This window comes from Geobacillus sp. CX412, from assembly GCF_027942335.1.
GTDB classification, from domain to species: Bacteria; Bacillota; Bacilli; order Bacillales; family Anoxybacillaceae; genus Parageobacillus_B; species Parageobacillus_B toebii.
In genome coordinates, this window is the sequence record NZ_CP103461.1 from 3,059,877 (window position 1) to 3,078,322 (window position 18,446).

General features: G+C 42.6%; 16 protein-coding genes and 3 pseudogenes. 10 read left to right on the forward strand and 9 right to left on the reverse strand.

The window, feature by feature from the left end; genetic code table 11:
• Positions 1 to 8: 8 nt before the first annotated feature.
• Positions 9 to 662 carry a bacillithiol biosynthesis deacetylase BshB2 gene (bshB2, locus tag NXM86_RS16015; RefSeq protein ID WP_062754881.1) on the forward strand — a complete coding sequence of 218 codons (654 nt, stop codon included), beginning with the start codon at positions 9 to 11 and terminating at the stop codon, positions 660 to 662.
• 51 nt (positions 663 to 713) lie between these two features.
• On the opposite strand, the gene NXM86_RS16020 is transcribed toward bshB2, so the two are convergent.
• The 5 genes from NXM86_RS16020 to NXM86_RS16040 form a co-directional block, all read right to left on the reverse strand.
• Positions 714 to 899, reverse strand: a complete 186-nt coding sequence (locus tag NXM86_RS16020) for a PhzF family phenazine biosynthesis protein (protein WP_498958279.1) — start codon at positions 897 to 899, stop codon at positions 714 to 716.
• Position 900: 1 nt separating this feature from the next.
• A complete protein-coding gene (locus NXM86_RS16025; RefSeq protein WP_498958281.1) occupies positions 901 to 1,539 on the reverse strand; it encodes an NAD(P)-binding protein in 639 nt (212 codons plus the stop codon).
• A 61-nt stretch (positions 1,540 to 1,600) separates the two neighbouring features.
• On the reverse strand, positions 1,601 to 2,188 hold the full coding sequence (locus tag NXM86_RS16030; RefSeq protein ID WP_081188350.1) for a hypothetical protein: 588 nt from the start codon (positions 2,186 to 2,188) through the stop codon (positions 1,601 to 1,603).
• Positions 2,189 to 2,362: 174 nt separating this feature from the next.
• Positions 2,363 to 2,734, reverse strand: a complete 372-nt coding sequence (locus NXM86_RS16035; RefSeq protein WP_062679345.1) for a DnaJ family domain-containing protein — start codon at positions 2,732 to 2,734, stop codon at positions 2,363 to 2,365.
• Positions 2,735 to 2,745: 11 nt separating this feature from the next.
• A complete protein-coding gene (locus tag NXM86_RS16040; RefSeq protein WP_498958282.1) occupies positions 2,746 to 5,202 on the reverse strand; it encodes a putative bifunctional diguanylate cyclase/phosphodiesterase in 2,457 nt (818 codons plus the stop codon).
• A 345-nt stretch (positions 5,203 to 5,547) separates the two neighbouring features.
• On the opposite strand from NXM86_RS16040, the gene NXM86_RS16045 reads away from it, so the two are divergent.
• Together NXM86_RS16045 and mreBH are read left to right on the forward strand one after the other, a co-directional pair.
• Positions 5,548 to 6,000: a C40 family peptidase gene (locus NXM86_RS16045; protein WP_498958283.1), complete on the forward strand. Its 453-nt coding sequence runs from the start codon at positions 5,548 to 5,550 to the stop codon at positions 5,998 to 6,000.
• 370 nt (positions 6,001 to 6,370) lie between these two features.
• Positions 6,371 to 7,378: a rod-share determining protein MreBH gene (gene mreBH, locus NXM86_RS16050; RefSeq protein ID WP_012749130.1), complete on the forward strand. Its 1,008-nt coding sequence runs from the start codon at positions 6,371 to 6,373 to the stop codon at positions 7,376 to 7,378.
• 161 nt (positions 7,379 to 7,539) lie between these two features.
• Here the strand turns inward: mreBH and NXM86_RS16055 are convergent, their stop codons facing one another.
• Positions 7,540 to 9,216, reverse strand: a complete 1,677-nt coding sequence (locus NXM86_RS16055; protein ID WP_498958284.1) for an L-lactate permease — start codon at positions 9,214 to 9,216, stop codon at positions 7,540 to 7,542.
• A gap of 378 nt (positions 9,217 to 9,594) precedes the next feature.
• Between NXM86_RS16055 and NXM86_RS16060 the strand changes: the two genes are divergently transcribed.
• The 4 genes and pseudogenes from NXM86_RS16060 (at position 9,595) to NXM86_RS16075 (ending at position 13,366) form a co-directional block, all read left to right on the forward strand.
• Positions 9,595 to 10,311 (forward strand): FadR/GntR family transcriptional regulator, encoded by a 717-nt coding sequence (locus tag NXM86_RS16060; RefSeq protein ID WP_498958286.1) that lies wholly within the window; start codon positions 9,595 to 9,597, stop codon positions 10,309 to 10,311.
• A 174-nt stretch (positions 10,312 to 10,485) separates the two neighbouring features.
• Positions 10,486 to 11,202, forward strand: coding sequence for a (Fe-S)-binding protein (locus NXM86_RS16065; protein ID WP_498958287.1), 717 nt, complete (start codon positions 10,486 to 10,488; stop codon positions 11,200 to 11,202).
• A gap of 16 nt (positions 11,203 to 11,218) precedes the next feature.
• Positions 11,219 to 12,645 (forward strand): annotated as a pseudogene (locus tag NXM86_RS16070) (LutB/LldF family L-lactate oxidation iron-sulfur protein).
• Positions 12,645 to 13,366 (forward strand): annotated as a pseudogene (locus NXM86_RS16075) (LutC/YkgG family protein). Before NXM86_RS16070 ends, NXM86_RS16075 begins: the two co-directional pseudogenes overlap by 1 nt.
• A 138-nt stretch (positions 13,367 to 13,504) precedes the next feature.
• Here the strand turns inward: NXM86_RS16075 and NXM86_RS16080 are convergent.
• Together NXM86_RS16080 and NXM86_RS16085 are read right to left on the reverse strand one after the other, a co-directional pair.
• Positions 13,505 to 14,437, reverse strand: coding sequence for a D-2-hydroxyacid dehydrogenase (locus NXM86_RS16080; protein ID WP_012749124.1), 933 nt, complete (start codon positions 14,435 to 14,437; stop codon positions 13,505 to 13,507).
• Between the two features lie 72 nt (positions 14,438 to 14,509).
• Entirely contained in the window at positions 14,510 to 15,196 is a 687-nt protein-coding gene (locus NXM86_RS16085; protein ID WP_012749123.1) for a TerC family protein, read from the reverse strand.
• A 247-nt stretch (positions 15,197 to 15,443) separates the two neighbouring features.
• Between NXM86_RS16085 and NXM86_RS16090 the strand changes: the two genes are divergently transcribed.
• The 3 genes and pseudogenes from NXM86_RS16090 to NXM86_RS16100 form a co-directional block, all read left to right on the forward strand.
• A complete protein-coding gene (locus NXM86_RS16090; protein ID WP_498958290.1) occupies positions 15,444 to 16,289 on the forward strand; it encodes an SPFH domain-containing protein in 846 nt (281 codons plus the stop codon).
• A 15-nt stretch (positions 16,290 to 16,304) separates the two neighbouring features.
• Positions 16,305 to 16,496, forward strand: a complete 192-nt coding sequence (locus tag NXM86_RS16095) for a type II toxin-antitoxin system antitoxin (RefSeq protein ID WP_498958291.1) — start codon at positions 16,305 to 16,307, stop codon at positions 16,494 to 16,496.
• A gap of 43 nt (positions 16,497 to 16,539) precedes the next feature.
• A pseudogene (locus NXM86_RS16100) lies at positions 16,540 to 17,076 on the forward strand (molybdopterin cofactor-binding domain-containing protein); the annotation flags it as partial.
• Positions 17,077 to 17,264: 188 nt separating this feature from the next.
• Here NXM86_RS16100 and NXM86_RS16105 read toward each other — a convergent pair.
• Positions 17,265 to 18,419, reverse strand: coding sequence for a saccharopine dehydrogenase family protein (locus NXM86_RS16105; protein ID WP_498958292.1), 1,155 nt, complete (start codon positions 18,417 to 18,419; stop codon positions 17,265 to 17,267).
• Positions 18,420 to 18,446: the final 27 nt, after the last annotated feature.

Sequence of the window (18,446 nt, forward strand, 5' to 3'; positions counted from 1 at the left end):
TGATTTTCATGGAAAGACATATATTAGTCGTATTCCCCCATCCCGACGACGAGGCGTTTGGAGTGTCTGGAACGTTAGCGCAGCACGCTGAAAGTGGCACACCGATTACGTACGCCTGCTTAACCCTTGGGGAAATGGGAAGAAATATGGGAGTGCCGCCATTTGCCAACCGTGAAACACTTCCTCTCATTCGCAAAAAAGAACTCGAAGAAGCATGTAAAACTATCGGCATCCATGACTTGCGCTTACTTGGATACCGCGATAAAACGATAGAATTTGAGGATGAAGAATTGCTTGCCGATCGAATCGGAGAAATTGTCGCAGAAACGAATCCATCGCTTGTCATTACGTTTTACCCTGGTTATAGCGTCCATCCTGATCATGACGCATGCGGCGCCGCCGTTATTCGCGCTCTCAAGCGCCTTCCGAAAGACAAGCGCCCTGTCGTTCACTGCGTCGCATTTGCAAAAAACTGTGAGCAAGACTTGGGCAAGCCAGATGTCATCCGTGATGTCAGTTCGGTCATCGAAAAAAAACTTGCTGCCATCCAAGCGCACCGCTCACAAACGGAAGGATTGATGAAAGCGGCGAAAAAACGCGGCGGCGACGTGTTAGAATGGCTGAAGACCGAGCGGTTTTGGACGTATAAATGGGATGATTGAAAAAACAAGCAACTTTCTCCATAGAGGGAAGGTTGCTTGTTCCAATTTCTATCAGTCTATTAATTCCCCTTTCCATACGGTTACTGCTTGCCCAGACAGTCCCACTCTATCATGATTTACTTCTACCTTTTGCATCCATTCTTCTGGCATTGGGGCAGAAAGAAGACAAACAGCTGCTGGATTCCCGCTGAATCGCTCGTTCGTAAACGCATCGACGACATAAATGGATATCATCATCCTACCCTTCCTTTCGCCTAATTTCCTCTTTTACCACATTCTCCAGCAGCTGTTCAAACTCCTCCTCCCAATCCCCCCTCTTCCGAAATGATTCATCCGCAATTGCTTTAAATAATTTTTTCCTTTTTTGCTCATCGTGCACATTTCGTAAAATCCATTGCCGGCATTGGTAAAGAAAATCGATATACCGTCCGTAGTCATCATCGTACAGTTCCTCAAGCTGGCGGCGAATTTGCTGGGCGATGGTCGGGCTTGCGCCGCCTGTCGAAATGGCAATCGTCAATCTGCCGCGCCTTATGACCGCAGGAACATGAAAATTGGACCGTTCCGGATCATCGGCAATGTTAATAAGCTGATAAGGCTTCACCGCTTTCGCCACCGCTTCGTTGACATCCCGATTATTCGTTGCGGCAATCACAACCCATGCTTCTTCCAAATCGTCAGGAGAAAACGTTTTTTGCCGCCAAATAAGTTTTCCAGCTGCTTCTAACTGTTGAATTTCCGATGTAATCGTAGGAGCCACAACCGTAATGTTTGCCTTTGCTTCAAGCAATCCATGAATTTTCCGTTCCGCCACCTTTCCGCCGCCGACGACGACAACGTGTTGATTTGCGATATTTAACATAACCGGATATCCCATACGAATTTCCCCTTTATAAAAAACGGCCGTGTAGAAACCCACGGCCTTTTCCTCCATTATATTATCTTTGCGTCGCTTCTTGAATCCATTTCGCCAACCGTTTATTTTCTTTTTTCATATGTTCAAGCCATTGGGGCAATAACATGGCCATGGCATTTTTGTCGTTTTCCTTCATCGCTTCATATGTTTGATAATGAAGCTTGCGCAATTTTTGCTTTTCCTCTTTTGACATCCACTTTTTCTTCTTATGTAATTGGTTCAATTCTTGTTTAAATTGTTCTTTCGTTATTTCTTTATTAGCGAAACGATCAATTAATTGGTCAAGCGCTGCTTCACGCTTCTTTTTCATTTCCTTGCATTTTGCTTTCAACGCTTTTTTCACTTGTTCGTCCTGCATTTGTTTTCTTAGCGTTTTCCGCTCATCAAGCACCTTTTGCCATTCATCCGCTTGGTCTGGCGTATATTGTCTGACTATTTTCATCCATTTTTGTTCATCTAATTCTCCATGCTTGAACATATGTCCTGCAAGCACATGACCGATTGCTTCCGTGTCTCGCTGTTTTACATTTGCATTCTCATGTACCGCAAACGCTCCTGTCGGGATGATGAGCATCATCACTATCGCAAAAGAAAGCCACATTTTTTTCATTCCATTTCCACTCTCCTTTTAAGAATCCGTTTTCTTCTGCAAGTGCTGTTTGTTTTCTTTATCAGGTGAGAAAATAAATTCGCAAAACCTAACGATATTTTCCCCTCTTTTCTAAAAACGTTGCATAAAAAACAAAAAAAGCTTGCTTTTGAAAAATGGCAAGCTTTCCCTAGATTACCGAAATTTTTCATCAATTCGCCGCTGGTAGTCGCGCAATGCTTGGGAATTTGTTTTATTTCGCTTTTTCATGAGCGCATTCCACCGCAACAATTTCTCATTTAGCTTCTTCTTTAATTTCTCTTTTTCGTCTTCATCTTCACAGCAGCGCAACAAATCTTCTAGCGTCATTAAATCTTTTTTTAACTCGACTTCCTCAAAGACGTAGCCGGCGTTTTTTAACATCAAATAACCGATTCGCAAATCTTCTGGAATATGGGACAAATCCTCCAGTTCAAGCGGTTTTCCAAAGCCGGGAAGATTGTCAAATTCGCCGTTTTTCATCGCTTCACGGATTTTATCTTCAGCAACTCTCCAAATAATATCCATCATTTCATCTCCTATGCTTGCAGCACTTTACAGCGATGTTCATACAAAAACGCTTTTAACTCCTTATACGATAACGGCTGCGCAAAATAATATCCTTGTGCTTCATCACAATGCTTATCCTTTAAGTATGCGACTTCCGCTTCTGTCTCTACTCCTTCGGCAAGCACCTTCACGCCAATATTATGCCCGAGGCGAATAATAGATGGCAAAATCGCCTCTTTTTTTCCTTGAATGTTTCGTACAAATGAACGGTCAATTTTTAAACGGTCGATCGGAAGGTCTGTTAAATAACTTAACGAGCTATATCCCGTTCCAAAGTCATCCATGCTAATCGTAACGCCGATCGATTTTAGCCTTTTTAAAATAGTAATCGCTCTTTCTGTATCTATCGTCATTCGTTCCGTAATTTCCAAATCTAAATGGTGTGGCGGCAGTCCTGTCTCCTCCAATAGTTTCATAAGCTTATGAACAAAGCGGCGATTTTCAAATTCATACGGAGATAAGTTTACAGACACCGATAAATTTGGAAAATCATTTAACAATTGTTTCGTTTGTTGACATGCCATGCGGATTACCCATTCGTTAATCGGTATAATCATTCCCGTTTGTTCTGCAACAGGGATAAACGCATAAGGGGATATCAATCCTTTTTCTGGATGATTCCAGCGAATCAGCGCCTCCATTCCTGTCACCATACCGGTGTCTAACTGAATTTGCGGTTGATAATAAAGCTCAAATTCTCCTTTTTCCAACGCACGGCGCAATTCTCTCTCCATCCCAATTTTTTCTTGAATTACTCGAGCCATTGGCTCTTCAAAGAACAAAAATTGACTTGCCGGTTTTTGACGCAACTTGTACCGTGCAATATCCGCTTTTCGAATTAGTGTTTTTGGATCCATTCCATCTTGCGGATATAAACTGATTCCAATTTTTATCGTAACATATAGTTCACGACCTTCAACGATCACTGGCTCATCGGCGATTTCGCTAAACTGATTTGCTGCAGCTGTCGCCTTTTCTTTTGTGCTTCCCGACAAAATAGCAATAAATTCATTTCCGCTCCATCTTCCTAACAAGACATCTTTACAACTTCGTTTTTTCCACTCTTCTACAATTTGCAGCAACACTTGATCGCCAACGGAATATCCGTAAAAATCGTTAATGGTTTTCATACCGCTAATTTCAAGAAACATAATCGCCACTTCTTCCTGACGATCAAACGCTTCTTGAATTTTTTCCGTGATGGCGCGATGCAATGCCTCTTTGTTCGGCAGACCTGTCAGATCGTCATGAGTAGCGATATAATGCATCTTTTCTTCATTGTTCTTTCGTTCTGTAATATCACGGATCGCAGTGACGTTCACCTTTCTGCCGTCATAGTCATACTCACGTTGAACCATTTCCGCTGGAAAAATGGTCCCATCTTTTCTCCGCAATTGAATTTCATAGAGCTCTTCTTGATCATTATGTTCTATCTTTTTCAACGATTCAAGAATCATTAAATCTTGAACCGGCATATGAATAAGTTCGCTTTCTACATATCCGAACAACCGGCATGCAGCCTTGTTAGCTTCGATTACCTTTCCATGCGCATGTACAATAATTCCTTCCATTATACTTTCCGCCAATCGTTTAAAACGATTTTCACTCACTTCTAGTGCTTGCTTATGTTTCTCAAACAACTTCCGTTCGACTTGCATATATATACCTAATAAATAAAACGCCTTCCAGACGAGGAAAACAAGGGAACAGATCCACATCCCTTTCTGACGCTCTTTTTCTAGTCTTTCCTTATATATTTTTGCATCATAACCAATCCCTAAAACCGCGTCTACCGTTCCATCCTGTTTGAATACCGGCATAAACACACCGATGCTTTCTCCCCATTCATCCTTCGTAGGGTATTTCTCCATAGCAAATTTTCCTTGAAAAGCCTGTTCAAGCTCGGGAATATAGGCGCGATAAACCGTACCGATCGGCAAATGCTGTTCTCTCTTATCATTTATCTTCCCCTTGCGTTTGTAATCCACTTCCGAAGCAACAACAAAGTAATAATTCCCTCGTTCATTCTTTTTTAACGTGTACATACTCAATATTTCGGAATGATCATTTTGCCATTGTTCCATCATTTGTAAAATATGAACATAAGTTTCATCATTTTCATCTGTTTGTTCATTCAACTGCTCATGATGCATATTTGACAAACCGTCAGCCAACAACCTTGCCAAATTCCTGGCATCTTCTTCATATTCCTTATGTTCTTCTTTTTCTAAATAATTGATATAGATGATTCCGCTAAAAAGCAATGCCGCAGCAATCATGTAAAAACTTACTGTTAACCGAGGCGCAATTTGGAAAAGCGATAATGATAGCTTCTTTTTCACGACACGATAGAGCCATAGATGTATAACAAGAACAATGAATATAGCAATCAATACAAACAATGTATATTCGATTTCTTTCGACATAAGTGACCACCATATTATTTTAAATTCGGCTTCTCATGAACATTATAGAAGCATTATTCCTGCCCTTCCTCCCCACCCCATTCCTATTTTTTCGACATTTTACGACATCTTTCACAATTATTTGGTACATAAGTATTGTACTATGATTAGTTATATTTTCATTTATCGACAAAAAACACTACTTAATAGCAAAAATTTATATGAGAACTTAGCACCAAGTCACATATTTGTAACTTTTCTGTAATATTATTTAATTCAACTGTAAAAGAACAGCGGTAATTCCTTTGTTATACTATAGCCATGGAAAGTCGAATTGGAAAAATTGTTGTCGGGGGTTTACGGAAAATGAAAAAATTCATCGCATTAGTTTCACTATCTTTTTTAGTTATGTTTTCTTCCTTATTTACAAACACTTCTAGTACGGAAGCAGCTGGAAACTCAAAATTACTGATCACTGAAGCGAAAAAACTGATCGGCACTCCATACAGATATGGCGGGACAACACCAAAAGGATTTGATTGTTCGGGATTTGTCTACTATACACATAAAAAAATCGGAAAAATTTTACCGCGCACTTCCAAACAAATGTATCAAAAAGGAAAAACGGTACATAAATCAAACTTACGTACAGGCGACCTAGTGTTCTTTAATACATCTAAAACCAAAACAGGCGTTTCTCATGTAGCAATTTACATCGGGAACAACCAAATTATTCATGCTACATCCAAAGGAGTAAAAATTGACAGTTTAAATAATTCATATTGGAAGTCAAAATATGTTGGAGCAAAACGGTTATAAGGGAAGCATGAAAAACTCTCTGGCATATTAAGTAAACATACTTGATATGTAGGAGAGTTTTTCATTTTCCAAAAAAAGTGCCCTCCTTTATTAGGAGGGCGTTCTATATATTCATAGGGGATCGGGGGAATACTTGGAAAACTTTTCGCTACTATTTATTCCCCCTTTTTTGTTATTTTATACATGAAAATAAAAAAATTTTTTTCTAATGTTCATTTATGTGGAGAAACTTAACAATTGATACATTTCGTCATTTTATAGTCATAAATGTGAGAAATAAGTCGAAAGTTATATATGTGTGAACTTATAGTTATGCTTTTTTTACTTCTTTCGGTAGATTTTTTAAGTATATTAAAGGCAGGTGTTGACAATGTTCGGTTCGTCGGAGATTGGAATCGACCTAGGAACGATGAATATACTGCTATATAGTAAAAATAAAGGAATTGTCTTTAACGAACCAGCGGTGATCGCTTTCGACGTCCAAACGAATGAAGTGCTCACCATTGGAACGGAAGCAAAAATGATGATCGGTAAAACACCTAATAATGTTGAAACAATATATCCATTAAAACATGGTGTTATTGCAGATTTTGACAAAACGACAACAATGCTAAAACAAGTGTTTAAGCTCGCTAGCAAGCGCATCGGTTTTTCCATTAAAAAACCAAATGTTGTCATTAGCATTCCATTTCATTCTACTTCCGTAGAACGCCGCTCTTTTTATGAATTAGCAAAACATTGCGGTGCCAAACAAGTATATTTACTCGAGGAGCCAATCGCTGCGGCGATCGGCGCCGACTTGCCAGTAGATGAGCCAGTGGCAAATGTCGTTGTTAATTTGGGAGCCGGCAAAACAGAGGCAGCGATTATTTCTCTCGGCGGAGTTGTCGCATGCCAGTCGCTTCGCATCGGCGGCAATCAACTCGACGAGGATATTATTCAATACGTAAGGCAACATTATAACTTGCTCATTGGCGAGCAGACAGCGGAACGAATTAAAATCGAAATTGGCCATGCACCAATTGCTCATGAAGAAAAAACAATGACCATTCATGGCCGTGATTTAGTGACCGGTTTTCTTAAAGCCGTTCCATTGAGTTCTACAGAAGTGCAAAAAGCGATGGAAGAATCGCTTTCACAAATTCTTAGCGCGATTCGAACTGTGCTCGAAGAATGTCCTGCGGAACTTAGCGGCGATATTATTGACCACGGCATCGTCTTAACCGGCGGCGTCGCCCTTCTTCACGGAATCGAGAAATGGCTAAGTTCAGAATTGCATGTTCCAGTCCATACTGCTCCGAACCCGCTTGAAGCAGTAGCAATCGGAACGGGAAAAGCACTCAGTACGATTCAAAAGCTTATCACTTCCGTTCCGTAAAGAGTCTTTTCACTAAAAACCCCCGCATATAGAATAATGCGGGGGTTTTTTATGCACCGGACAAGAGTCCTTTGTTTGTCATAACTGTTATAATGTTTTATGAATGCGCCTTTTTTCGCAACTCTTAGTCCACTAGGCACCGTCCCTCTCTACAAACGTTATTATGGAATCATCCACGATAAAATATTAGATTGCAAAAATACGAGTATACCAATCAAAATAATTAGGAAAATACTATGCTTCACCGTAAATCGGAATAAATCGGATTCTTTTCCGGTTAATCCGACGGCCGCGCAGGCTACCGCAATCGATTGCGGCGAAATCATTTTTCCGACAACCCCGCCGGAAGAGTTCGCTGCTAGCGCTAAAACAGGATCCATGCCAATGGAAGTCGCCGTCACTTTTTGTAAATTGGCAAACAGTAAGTTCGAGGACGTATCGGAACCAGTAATAAATACGCCGAGCCATCCTAAAAACGGGGAGAAAAACGGGAATAAGAAATTTGTCTTCGCTAAGGCCATCCCAAGCGTCGTGCTCATACCGGAGGCGTTTGTTACATATGCAAAACCGACAACCGAAGCAATCGTAACAATTGGAAACTTTAATTCATTTAATGTTTCGATAAACGTACTTCCCCAATCTTTCCAAGACATTTTTATAATAAATTTGGTTACCACCGCAGCCAACAAAATAGCTGTACCGGCTGCGCCGAGCAGTTCTAGTTTATATACTGCCGCAATCGGCTGGCCGCTTGCATTAATGATTTTATTGTTCAATCCCGGTACTTCCGGCATAAATGTCAGCTGATAACCAATTGCGTTGACTAGCTTTAACAGCCCATTCGTTCCCTCGTAATGTCCTGTCAAAGCCGCTTTCACTTGCGGAATTCCCCAGAGGGAAATGAATGCGGTTAGCACTAAAAATGGAGACCATGCCTTAAATACTTCCCCGCTTGTATAGGCAGCTTTATTTGCTTGGGCTGCTGCTGCCACTTCGGATTCCGTTGAAAAACGATACGTGCTTTTTGGCTTCCAATACCTTAAAAAGACGGCGAGTGCAAACATCGAAACTAAAGCCGATAAAATGTCCGGAAGTTCAGGACCTAAAAAGTTAGAGCTAACATATTGCGTAATCGCAAAGGAGGCCCCTGACACAATGATCGCCGGTAATACCTCCACTGTTTTTTTCCATCCAGCCATAATAAGGACAAGATAAAACGGAATCAATACCGATAAGAAAGGCAATTGCCGCCCTACCATTTTCGAAATTTCCATCGCCGGAATACCAGTTGGCCCTTCCATCGCAGTAATCGGAATTCCGATCGCCCCAAAGGCAACTGGAGCTGTGTTGGCAATTAAGCAAATTCCCGCTGCATACAACGGATTGAATCCTAAGCCGACAAGCAGTGCTGCAGAAATAGCTACCGGCGCCCCAAATCCAGCTGCTCCCTCAAGAAACGCCCCAAATGAGAACGCTATCAACAATGCTTGCAGACGACGGTCTTCCGTGATCGACAACACGGAGTTGCGAATAATATCAAACTGGCCGGATTTAACTGTCAGTTTATACAAAAAAACGGAAGTGATAATAATCCATCCAATTGGCAATAATCCATAAACGGCTCCTTGTGTTATCGACATCACTGCCATTCCGGCCGGCATCCTGTAAGCGATTACAGAAATTGCTAAAGCAAGAAGCAAGGTGGTAACTCCAGCTATATGGCCCTTCATCCGCTTGATAGCCAGAGCCCAGAAAAAATATAAAATTGGAATAAGTGCTACAACAGCTGATAACCAAAGATGATCAGCAATTGGCGTAAAATCTTGTTTCCACTGCATCAACACTCCTCCTATATTTTGTTAATTTTTTCTCTTGTTCTCACATTGTTGTAGCTGACAATTCACCCATCAAGTCATCAGATGACCGGATAATAAAATACTGTTCTGAGTCAAATTATAGAAGATGATGAGCCAAAAATGCAATATGGTTTTTTAATTTTCTAAATCTTTAGTTTTATAAAGCATTTTTTGAAGAGAGAAGATTTCTTATTACCGTCTCATTCCGTGTATTATAATAATAAACAACGTCAGTTCCTTTCCCATTTGCTTTTTTATTGAACATCCAATGCTAAATAACAAATGTAGCTGACCTTTCCGTTAGCAGAAATAATTCAAAACGTGTATCATCAAGTTAGGACTTATATCGAGGTGAATACATTGGAATTTAAACAAATTAAAACGAAAAAGATTTACGAAGAAGTAGCGGAAGCAATTTTTCATATGATCAAGACCGGTGTATTAAAACCTGGAGATAAATTGGACTCTGTTCAGCAACTGGCTGAGAAGTTTCAAGTGGGACGAGCCGCCATTCGTGAAGCGCTAACTGCTTTAAAAGCAATGGGGCTCATCGAATTAAAGCAAGGAGAAGGCACCTATGTCCGAGAATTTGATCCAGCAACGATTTCCTTTCCTCTTTCCATTGCGGTATTAATGAATAAAGAAGATATTTGGCACTTACTTGAAGTGCGCAAACTGTTGGAAGTAGGCGCTGCCTCTTTAGCTGCAGAAAAACGGACAGATGACGATTTAGCAGCGATGGAACAAGCTCTTCATGAAATGAGGGAAGGAATCGGAAACGATGAGCTTGGGGAAAAAGCGGATCTCGCTTTTCATATGGCAGTTGCGGCCGCCTCCCACAATCCGATTTTAGTCAGCTTAATGAACAGTGTATCGGAAATGATGATCGAAACGATGCGGGAAACCCGGCGTATTTGGCTGTTCTCTAAGCAAACAACCACGGAAAAACTGCTGCAAGAACATACCGAAATTTTTAAAGCAATAAAAGAAAAAAACGCCGATGCCGCGCAAGAGCGAATGCTTCAGCATTTAACCAACGTGGAAAATGTACTGCGCAAATATATATATTCTCGATAATCGCCCGGCAAAACAGCCGGGCATTTATTTTTTTTTATAAATTTAAAAAAAAGTGCTTGATTTTTCAAATTTTCATAAAAGAATACCTTTCATCACTGAAAATGGTATATAATTATTATACAAAGTCATCAGATGACCTGCTCACCTAATATGCTACTGGGAAGGGGATTCATAATGAAAGTTTCGTTATTCGCCACCTGCCTCATCGATTTATTCTATACTAATGCTGGAAAAGCAACGGTAGAACTATTGGAGCGATTAGGGTGCGAAATTGACTTTCCGGAGGCGCAAACATGCTGTGGTCAGCCAGCCTATAACAGCGGTTATGTAAAAGAAGCAAAAGAAGCAATGAAACATATGATTCGCACGTTTGAACATGCCGATTATGTCGTCACTCCTTCCGGCTCATGCGCAACCATGTTGAAAGAATATCCACGCGTTTTCCAAGGAGATCGCGAATGGGAATCGAAGGCGAAAGCACTCGCTGATAAAACGTATGAACTCACCCAATTCATCGTCGACGTGTTGAAGGTGGAGGACGTCGGCGCTAAATTTCAGGGACGCGCCACTTATCATACCTCGTGCCATATGACACGTCTGCTCGGCGTCAAAGAAGCGCCTTTTAAGCTTCTAAAAAATGTAAAGGGATTGGAACTTGTTCCATTGCCGAATGCCTATCAGTGCTGCGGGTTCGGTGGAACGTTTTCTGTAAAAATGGGAACGATTTCCGAACAAATGGTGGATGAAAAAATTGAACATATCGAAGAAGTAAATGCAGATTATCTAATCGGAGCCGACTGCGGCTGCTTAATGAACATTGGCGGACGCATAGAGCGGCAAGGGAAGCCAATCAAAGTAATGCACATCGCTGAAGTGCTAAACAGCCGATAAAAGGAGGGACCCCCACATGCCGATGAAAATTGGCGATGCAAATTTCCACGAACGAGTCGAAACAAATCTTCACAACATGTTTATGCGCGGCGCTGTTGCAGGAGCGCAAGAGCGGCTGCATACAAGACGTCTCGAAGCGGCCGAAGAGCTTGGGAACTGGGAAGAGTGGCGCTCGCTCGGGGAAGAAATTCGTCAGCATACACTAGAAAACTTAGATTATTATTTAATGCAATTAAGTGAAAACGTTGCCAAACGCGGAGGACACGTCTTTTTCGCGCAAACCGCGGAAGAAGCAAACAACTACATTCGCAATGTCGTCATCCAAAAAAACGCGAAAAAAATTGTCAAATCGAAATCGATGGTGACGGAGGAAATCAACTTAAATGCTGTGTTGGAAGCAGCGGGCTGTGAAGTCATCGAAACGGATCTTGGCGAATACATTTGCAAGTGGACGATCACGATCCTCCTTCTCACATCGTCGCTCCAGCACTTCATAAAAATAAAGAACAAATTCGTGACGTCTTTCGCCAAAAACTCGGCTACAAGCAAACAGAAAAACCGGAAGAGCTTGCGCTTCATGCCCGCAAAATGCTCCGTCATGAATACTTAACCTCCGATATCGGCATCACCGGCTGTAACTTTGCCATTGCTGAATCCGGCTCGATCACGCTCGTCACCAATGAAGGAAACGCCGATTTAGTTACTGCTCTTCCGAAAACGCAAATCACCGTCATGGGGATGGAGCGCATCGTCCCGACGTTTGAAGAAATGGAAGTGCTTGTCAGCCTTTTAACGCGGAGTGCCGTCGGGCAAAAATTAACGAGCTATATTACCGTATTAACGGGACCGCGCGATGAAGGCGACGTGGACGGCCCGGAAGAATTTCATTTAGTCATCGTTGATAACGGCCGCTCCAACATTCTTGGCACAGAGTTTCAGCCGGTATTGCAATGCATTCGCTGTGCTGCCTGTGTCAACGTATGCCCGGTTTACCGCCATATTGGAGGACATTCGTATGGCTCCATTTATTCCGGCCCGATTGGCGCTGTTCTTTCCCCGTTATTAGGCGGGTATGACGACTATAAAGAGCTGCCGTACGCCTCTTCCCTTTGCGCGGCCTGCACGGAAGCTTGCCCAGTTAAAATTCCGCTCCATGAATTATTGCTAAAACACCGTCAAGTGATCGTCGAGCGTGAAGGAAAAGCGCCGATTTCAGAAAAATTGGCGATGAAAGCGTTCGGTTTAGGCGCATCTTCATCCTTTCTTTACAAGCTCGGTTCTAAAGTTGCCCCAAGCGCCTTGACGCCGTTTACAAACGACGACCGAATTTCCAAAGGGCCAGGACCGCTGAAAGCGTGGACAGAAATTCGCGAGTTTCCTGCACCAAATAAAGAGCGATTCCGCGACTGGTTTCGCGAACATCAAAAAGGAGGAGAAAAATGATGCAAACTGGCACGATTCATAATCGTGACAAATTTTTGCAAACCGTTGCCAATCGGCTCGGGCGCCATCAGCGCACATCGGGAGTATCCCGGCCGCATTGGCGCCATCAGCCGCAATGGACCGTATTTCAAGGCTATAGTCAAGATGAATTATTGGAAGCATTGAAAGCGCAATGTCCGCGCATTCACACCCAATGCGTCGAAACAACAGCTGTTGAACTAAAAGAAACGTTAAAGGAAGTGGTCGCCAAGCACGGGGGCGGCCCGAGTGTGACATGGGACGACCCCCGCTTTGATGAATACGGATTAACCGCTTACTGCGCAACGAATGGCCGAATGAAAACGTTGATGTCCACATTTGGGACGCTTCTGCCGGCAGAAAAAATATCAACTATGCCGAACAGGCAAACGTCGGTATTACATTCAGTGATATCACGCTTGCCGAGTCAGGAACAGTCGTGCTATTTAGCGGAAATGGAAAAGGGCGCACCGTCAGCTTCCTGCCAAAAACGTATATTGCCATCATCGCGAAAAGCACGATCGTACCGCGCATGACCCAAGCTGCCGCTTACATTCATCAACAAATCGAAAAAGGGCATCTCATTCCTTCATGCATCAATTTTATCACCGGACCAAGCAACTCTGCCGATATTGAAATGAACTTAGTCGTTGGAGTGCACGGCCCGATGAAAGCAACTTACATTGTCGTTACCGACCGATAAACCTCTCCTATCTGCATTCCATTTAGAAGCAGATGGGAGCCTTCTCTTTTGCACTTTTTGATGCCAGCCTTATACGTTTTCATGTCGCACCCGTTATAAACGTATAAACGGGCACGTCCGGAATGAACGTGCCCGTTTTTAATACCCTTTCTGCACATCCACTTTGTTGCAAAGCGGTTCATTCGCTTCAATTCGCTGTAGTGTTTGTAAAAAGCAGTCCACTGCCTCTTCAGCAGATGTCAATGCAGAAATATGCGGGGTGATGATGACGTTCGGATGTTGCCATAACGGCGATTCAGGCGGCAATGGTTCGTTTTCGAAGACATCTAAAACGGCAAGACGAACATTTCGGTTTTCCAACGCATCCCATAATGCCATTTCATCAACAGTTGCCCCCCTGCCCACGTTAATAAAACTAGCATTATTTAAAAGGGCAAAAAACTGTTCGTCAAATAAATGATACGTTTCGTTTGTCAATGGAAGCGCGGCAATGACCCAATCGGCTTTCGGCAACACTTCGCTCGCTTGATCGGTTGGAAATACTTTAACAAAATGCGGTTTCATCTGCCCGCTTCGTGAAATTCCAATCGGTTGAACACCAAACATGCCCAAATAACTAGCCAGCTGCTGTCCGATATGTCCTGTCCCATAAATAACGACACATTGACTTTGCAATGGCTGCGGGGGAATTGGCTTCCACTGCCGCTGTGATTGGTACCATCCATAAACGTCATGACATTGTAAATCGCGAAGCATATAGCTAAGGCAATATTCGCTAATTTGTTTACCGAACGAGCCGACCGTCTTTGTCAGCAACACATCTTCTTTCCACTCTCTATTCCATAAAAATGAATCGACGCCTGCTCCGAGAGAATGCACCCAACGAATGTTGCCAAATTCAAAACGAGGTGCTGGGCGAAACCCGACATATGCGTCCGCCCAAAAAAAGTCGTCTCGACATACCTCATTTTCAGCAACAAAACGAAAATTTTTATTGACCCCCTTTTCTTGCAATAGCTTTGCCATCTCCGAATATAACCGTCCCGTTACTAAAATATTATGAACCTTCATCAACCTTCCTCCTTTACCACCAATCAGTTATGAAAGAAAAAGGGATATCCCCAAATGGAGAAATCCCTCCGTTTACACAATGGTCCCTTCTTTGCTTTCTGCTCTTTTATTTGTTATATATCCAGCAGCTAACACGAAAATCGTTAATCCAGCGCTAACAGCATACGTTAACGTTCCTTCGCGGAAATGAAGAAGCTGCATAAACCCTTCGTCTTCCATCATCATTTTTCCGCCTGTCCATGCCAAAATCCCAGATCCGACATAAGCGATCCAGCGATATTTTTCCATGACTTTCACAATTGCTTTTGACCCGAAAATCATAATCGGAATACTGATCGCCACTCCAAACGCAATCATGCCGATATGTCCTTCCGATGCCCCTGCTATTGCAACGACGTTGTCCAAACTCATCACCGCATCGGCGACAATAATCGTCATAATGGCTTTGAAAAGGCGGTCTGATGACTGAATATGCGTCTCTTCTTCTTGTTCAAGAAGCACTTTATAAGCAATCCAAAGCAATAACAACCCGCCTGCTAAATGGACAAACGGAATTTTTAATAAAAATACTATGATTGCCGCAAATAAAATACGCAAGAAAACAGCCCCGCCTGTCCCCCAAAAAATCGCTTTATTTTGCTGGTGCTTCGGCAACTTGCGCGTCGCCATCGCAATGACAACCGCATTATCACCGGATAAAATGATATCAATCGCTATAATCTTCAATAATGCCAACAGCGCTTCCGAAGATATTGTCAAATAAACGCACCTCTTCTCCTTTTCTGAAACTAACTTTTTCCCCTTTTTCTTTCATCTTACCGCAAATGCTCCCTATCAGCAACTTCTCAAAAATCGCAACAAGCAAACCGCCTTATTAAAAAAAGTTATCTAATTCTGAAATATATAACCAATAACTTTGTAATAAAAGAGCACAAAAATAAATTTACATTTATTTCAAAATATGATATCATATTGATATAAAATTGATGTTAAAGGAGCGATGCTCATGAAGGAAACAAAGGCATGGTATATGAACGGGTTTGCTGGGATTATTGGTATTGCTGTATTAGTGGCAGTGGCGATTATTAGTTTGCTTCAGCAGCTAGTCATTATTGCCGCTCTATTCGTTGTTGCCGCCATCGTGTTGGCCAGCGGCATCACCATTGTTCAGCCGAACCAAGCAAAAGTGTTAATTTTCTTTGGCCGCTATTTAGGTACGATTCGCGATAGCGGACTGTTTCTTACCATCCCGTTTACGATTCGGCAAAAAGTTTCTTTGCGCGTCCGTAATTTTACCAGCAAAAAATTAAAAGTAAACGATGTTCAAGGCAACCCTATCGAAATTGCCGCTGTTATTGTATTTCGGGTCATTGATTCCGCAAAAGCAGTTTTTGATGTAGATAACTATGAAGAGTTTGTAGAGATTCAAAGTGAGGCAGCCATTCGCCATGTTGCGACGAAATATCCTTATGATACCTTTACCGATGATGATGAAATCACATTACGAGGCAATGCAGATATTATTTCCGATGTCCTTGCCAACGAGTTGCAAGAGCGCCTAAAAGTAGCCGGAGTGGAAGTCATCGAAGCTCGCCTTACTCATCTCGCCTACTCTCCAGAAATTGCAAGCGCGATGTTGCAACGGCAACAAGCAGCCGCGATTTTAGCGGCAAGAAAGAAAATTGTCGAAGGTGCTGTCTCCATGGCGCAAATGGCGATCGAGCAACTTGACAAAGAAGGAATTTTAGAGTTAGATGATGAACGAAAAGCAAACATGGTTAACAATTTAATGGTCGCCATCATATCCGAACGCGCGACCCAACCGGTGATCAATACCGGAAGTCTATATTAACGGTTGTGGAGTGCTATGGCAAAAAAGAAAAGTTTCCCCTTACGAATCGATCCAGCCTTATACGAAGTCATTGAGAGGTGGGCACACGATGAATTTCGCAGCGTCAATGCACATATCGAATTTCTATTGCGCGAAGCCGCTAAACGAGCCGGACGACTTACGCAGCGAAAAATAAATACAGACAAATCCACCGATGAAAGAAGCTAGCATTTCCGTTTTAGGCGGAATGCTAGCCTTTTTATTTTTGTCAATTTTGTTTTTGTTTGACGGCGGCGCCTATTCCGATAAAGCAATTGACGTCAGCCGCGCCGCCGCTGTGGATTGCACAGGACCGTACCATATCGAAAATGTGTGGTGTGATTCATTATGCGTGTATACGAATCATCCGTATGCCACCCCATTTCGCGGCTTCGGCCATAGCGAACAAGCTTTTGCCATCGAACGGGCCATCGACTTGCTTGCCGAAAAGCTAGGTATGGACAAATGGGAATTACGGCGAAAAAACGCGATTCGCCCCGGCCACACGACCCCGACACAAGTGTGATTAAACCGAAGCAATGTCGGCAATTTGCCGGCCTGCCTCGATCGTTTGCGCGAGCTAATGAAATGGGACGAATGGCAGCGCATCGAAATCGACGCTTATACCGTACGGGCAAAAGGCATCAGCTGCGCATGGAAAACGTCAACGATTGACACGGATGCGAGCTCCGGAGCCATTTTAACATTCAATCCGGATGGAAGTGTGAATGTAATCTCCGGTGTGGTGGAAATCGGAACAGGAACGAAAAATTTTTATTTGACCGCTACGAACGGGTGCTAAATCCGCAATTGCGCACTTATCGGCCAATTCGCTTCGGCGAACATCCGGAATATATTGTGGAGTTTATCGAAACGCCACAAATCGATGCGCCATACGGATCACAATGAAGACTGCTTTTAGTTGAGATTTTTCCACCTAAAAGCAGCCTTTTTTTATCACTTTACATATCGTTTCTCTTTGATAACAACGCCGCGCTTTGCCATTTCCTTGATGTAGATGTCACCCAGAACGATTTGTTCTGGCGGGTAAACACCTCGTTTTTCGATGATTCCGTTTCCAATCATTTGTGCAACGACCGAAATCGTATTCGCTGTTGTCCGCGCCATTGCGGTAATATTCTTTTTTCGATCTTTAAATGTGACCGTTTCATATTCAAAAATCGTTTCTTTATTATTTTTTATTCCTCCGACAATCACCCTTAACAAGACGACATCCTCTTTATCTTTTAAGTCTAAAAGCGGGGATAATGTTGCTAAAAGCACGTCTCGCGGCTTCACTTTTTGCCCTTTCACTTCCACCTCGTAGTCATTTCTTGTTAAATTTAAATCGACGAGCAACTTAAATTTTTCCGCATGGCCTGGATAGCGGATCGTCTTATATTCTAAACATTCTAATTGCGGATAGGAATAAGATAACGTGGATGTTCCTCCTGATGTATGAAATGCTTCTAGCGGCCCGAACCTATCAAAGTAGATTGTTTCAATCTCTGATAAAGATGGGATTTCTTGCTTCCGTCCATCCCGGATGATGAGAGACGGGTCCGTATAATGATCGAACAATCCTTCCAGTGAAAAGACATGGTTGTATTCTAACGGAGGCTCCGGACGCACAGGAATCCCGCCGACGTATAGTTTAATTGATTTCAATTCATCTAGTTTGCTTGCTCCGTAACCAGATAAAATGTTAATCATTCCCGGTGCCACTCCTAAGTCAGGAATGATCGTCACACCAGCTTGTTTTGCTTTCTCATGCAATTGTAAAATGCGATCCGTAATATGGCCGATATGTCCGCCTAAATCAACGGAATGGACGCCGACTTGAACAGCTGTTTTCGCCACGATTTCGTTAAAAGTATAAAATAGCGCATTAATGACAACATCGTGTTCGCTCATTAATGCCGCTAGCTTTCTTTCATTCGATGCATCGACTTGTTTGGCCTCGATTTTACTAGAATATAACTGCTGGCAAACTCGCTCCGCTTTTTTTATATCGACATCTGCTATGGTGACGGAAGAAACCGCTTCACTTTGCACTAAATCGCGTGCTGCTTCTTTTCCCATCAGTCCTGCTCCAAGAACCAACGCTTTCATGGCATTTGCCCCCCTATTCTTTCGCAG

Excerpts from the sequence above, each read along its gene's own strand:
- NXM86_RS16045 (WP_498958283.1), top strand. The coding sequence starts at position 5,548 with ATGAAAAAATTCATCGCATTAGTTTCACTATCTTTTTTAGTTATGTTT.
- NXM86_RS16020 (WP_498958279.1), bottom strand. The coding sequence starts at position 899 with ATGATGATATCCATTTATGTCGTCGATGCGTTTACGAACGAGCGATTC.
- NXM86_RS16090 (WP_498958290.1), top strand. The coding sequence starts at position 15,444 with ATGAAGGAAACAAAGGCATGGTATATGAACGGGTTTGCTGGGATTATT.
- bshB2 (WP_062754881.1), top strand. The coding sequence starts at position 9 with ATGGAAAGACATATATTAGTCGTATTCCCCCATCCCGACGACGAGGCG.
- NXM86_RS16035 (WP_062679345.1), bottom strand. The coding sequence starts at position 2,734 with ATGGATATTATTTGGAGAGTTGCTGAAGATAAAATCCGTGAAGCGATG.
- NXM86_RS16080 (WP_012749124.1), bottom strand. The coding sequence starts at position 14,437 with ATGAAGGTTCATAATATTTTAGTAACGGGACGGTTATATTCGGAGATG.
- NXM86_RS16040 (WP_498958282.1), bottom strand. The coding sequence starts at position 5,202 with ATGTCGAAAGAAATCGAATATACATTGTTTGTATTGATTGCTATATTC.
- NXM86_RS16105 (WP_498958292.1), bottom strand. The coding sequence starts at position 18,419 with ATGAAAGCGTTGGTTCTTGGAGCAGGACTGATGGGAAAAGAAGCAGCA.
- NXM86_RS16030 (WP_081188350.1), bottom strand. The coding sequence starts at position 2,188 with ATGAAAAAAATGTGGCTTTCTTTTGCGATAGTGATGATGCTCATCATC.
- NXM86_RS16095 (WP_498958291.1), top strand. The coding sequence starts at position 16,305 with ATGGCAAAAAAGAAAAGTTTCCCCTTACGAATCGATCCAGCCTTATAC.
- NXM86_RS16065 (WP_498958287.1), top strand. The coding sequence starts at position 10,486 with ATGAAAGTTTCGTTATTCGCCACCTGCCTCATCGATTTATTCTATACT.
- NXM86_RS16025 (WP_498958281.1), bottom strand. The coding sequence starts at position 1,539 with ATGGGATATCCGGTTATGTTAAATATCGCAAATCAACACGTTGTCGTC.
- mreBH (WP_012749130.1), top strand. The coding sequence starts at position 6,371 with ATGTTCGGTTCGTCGGAGATTGGAATCGACCTAGGAACGATGAATATA.
- NXM86_RS16055 (WP_498958284.1), bottom strand. The coding sequence starts at position 9,216 with ATGCAGTGGAAACAAGATTTTACGCCAATTGCTGATCATCTTTGGTTA.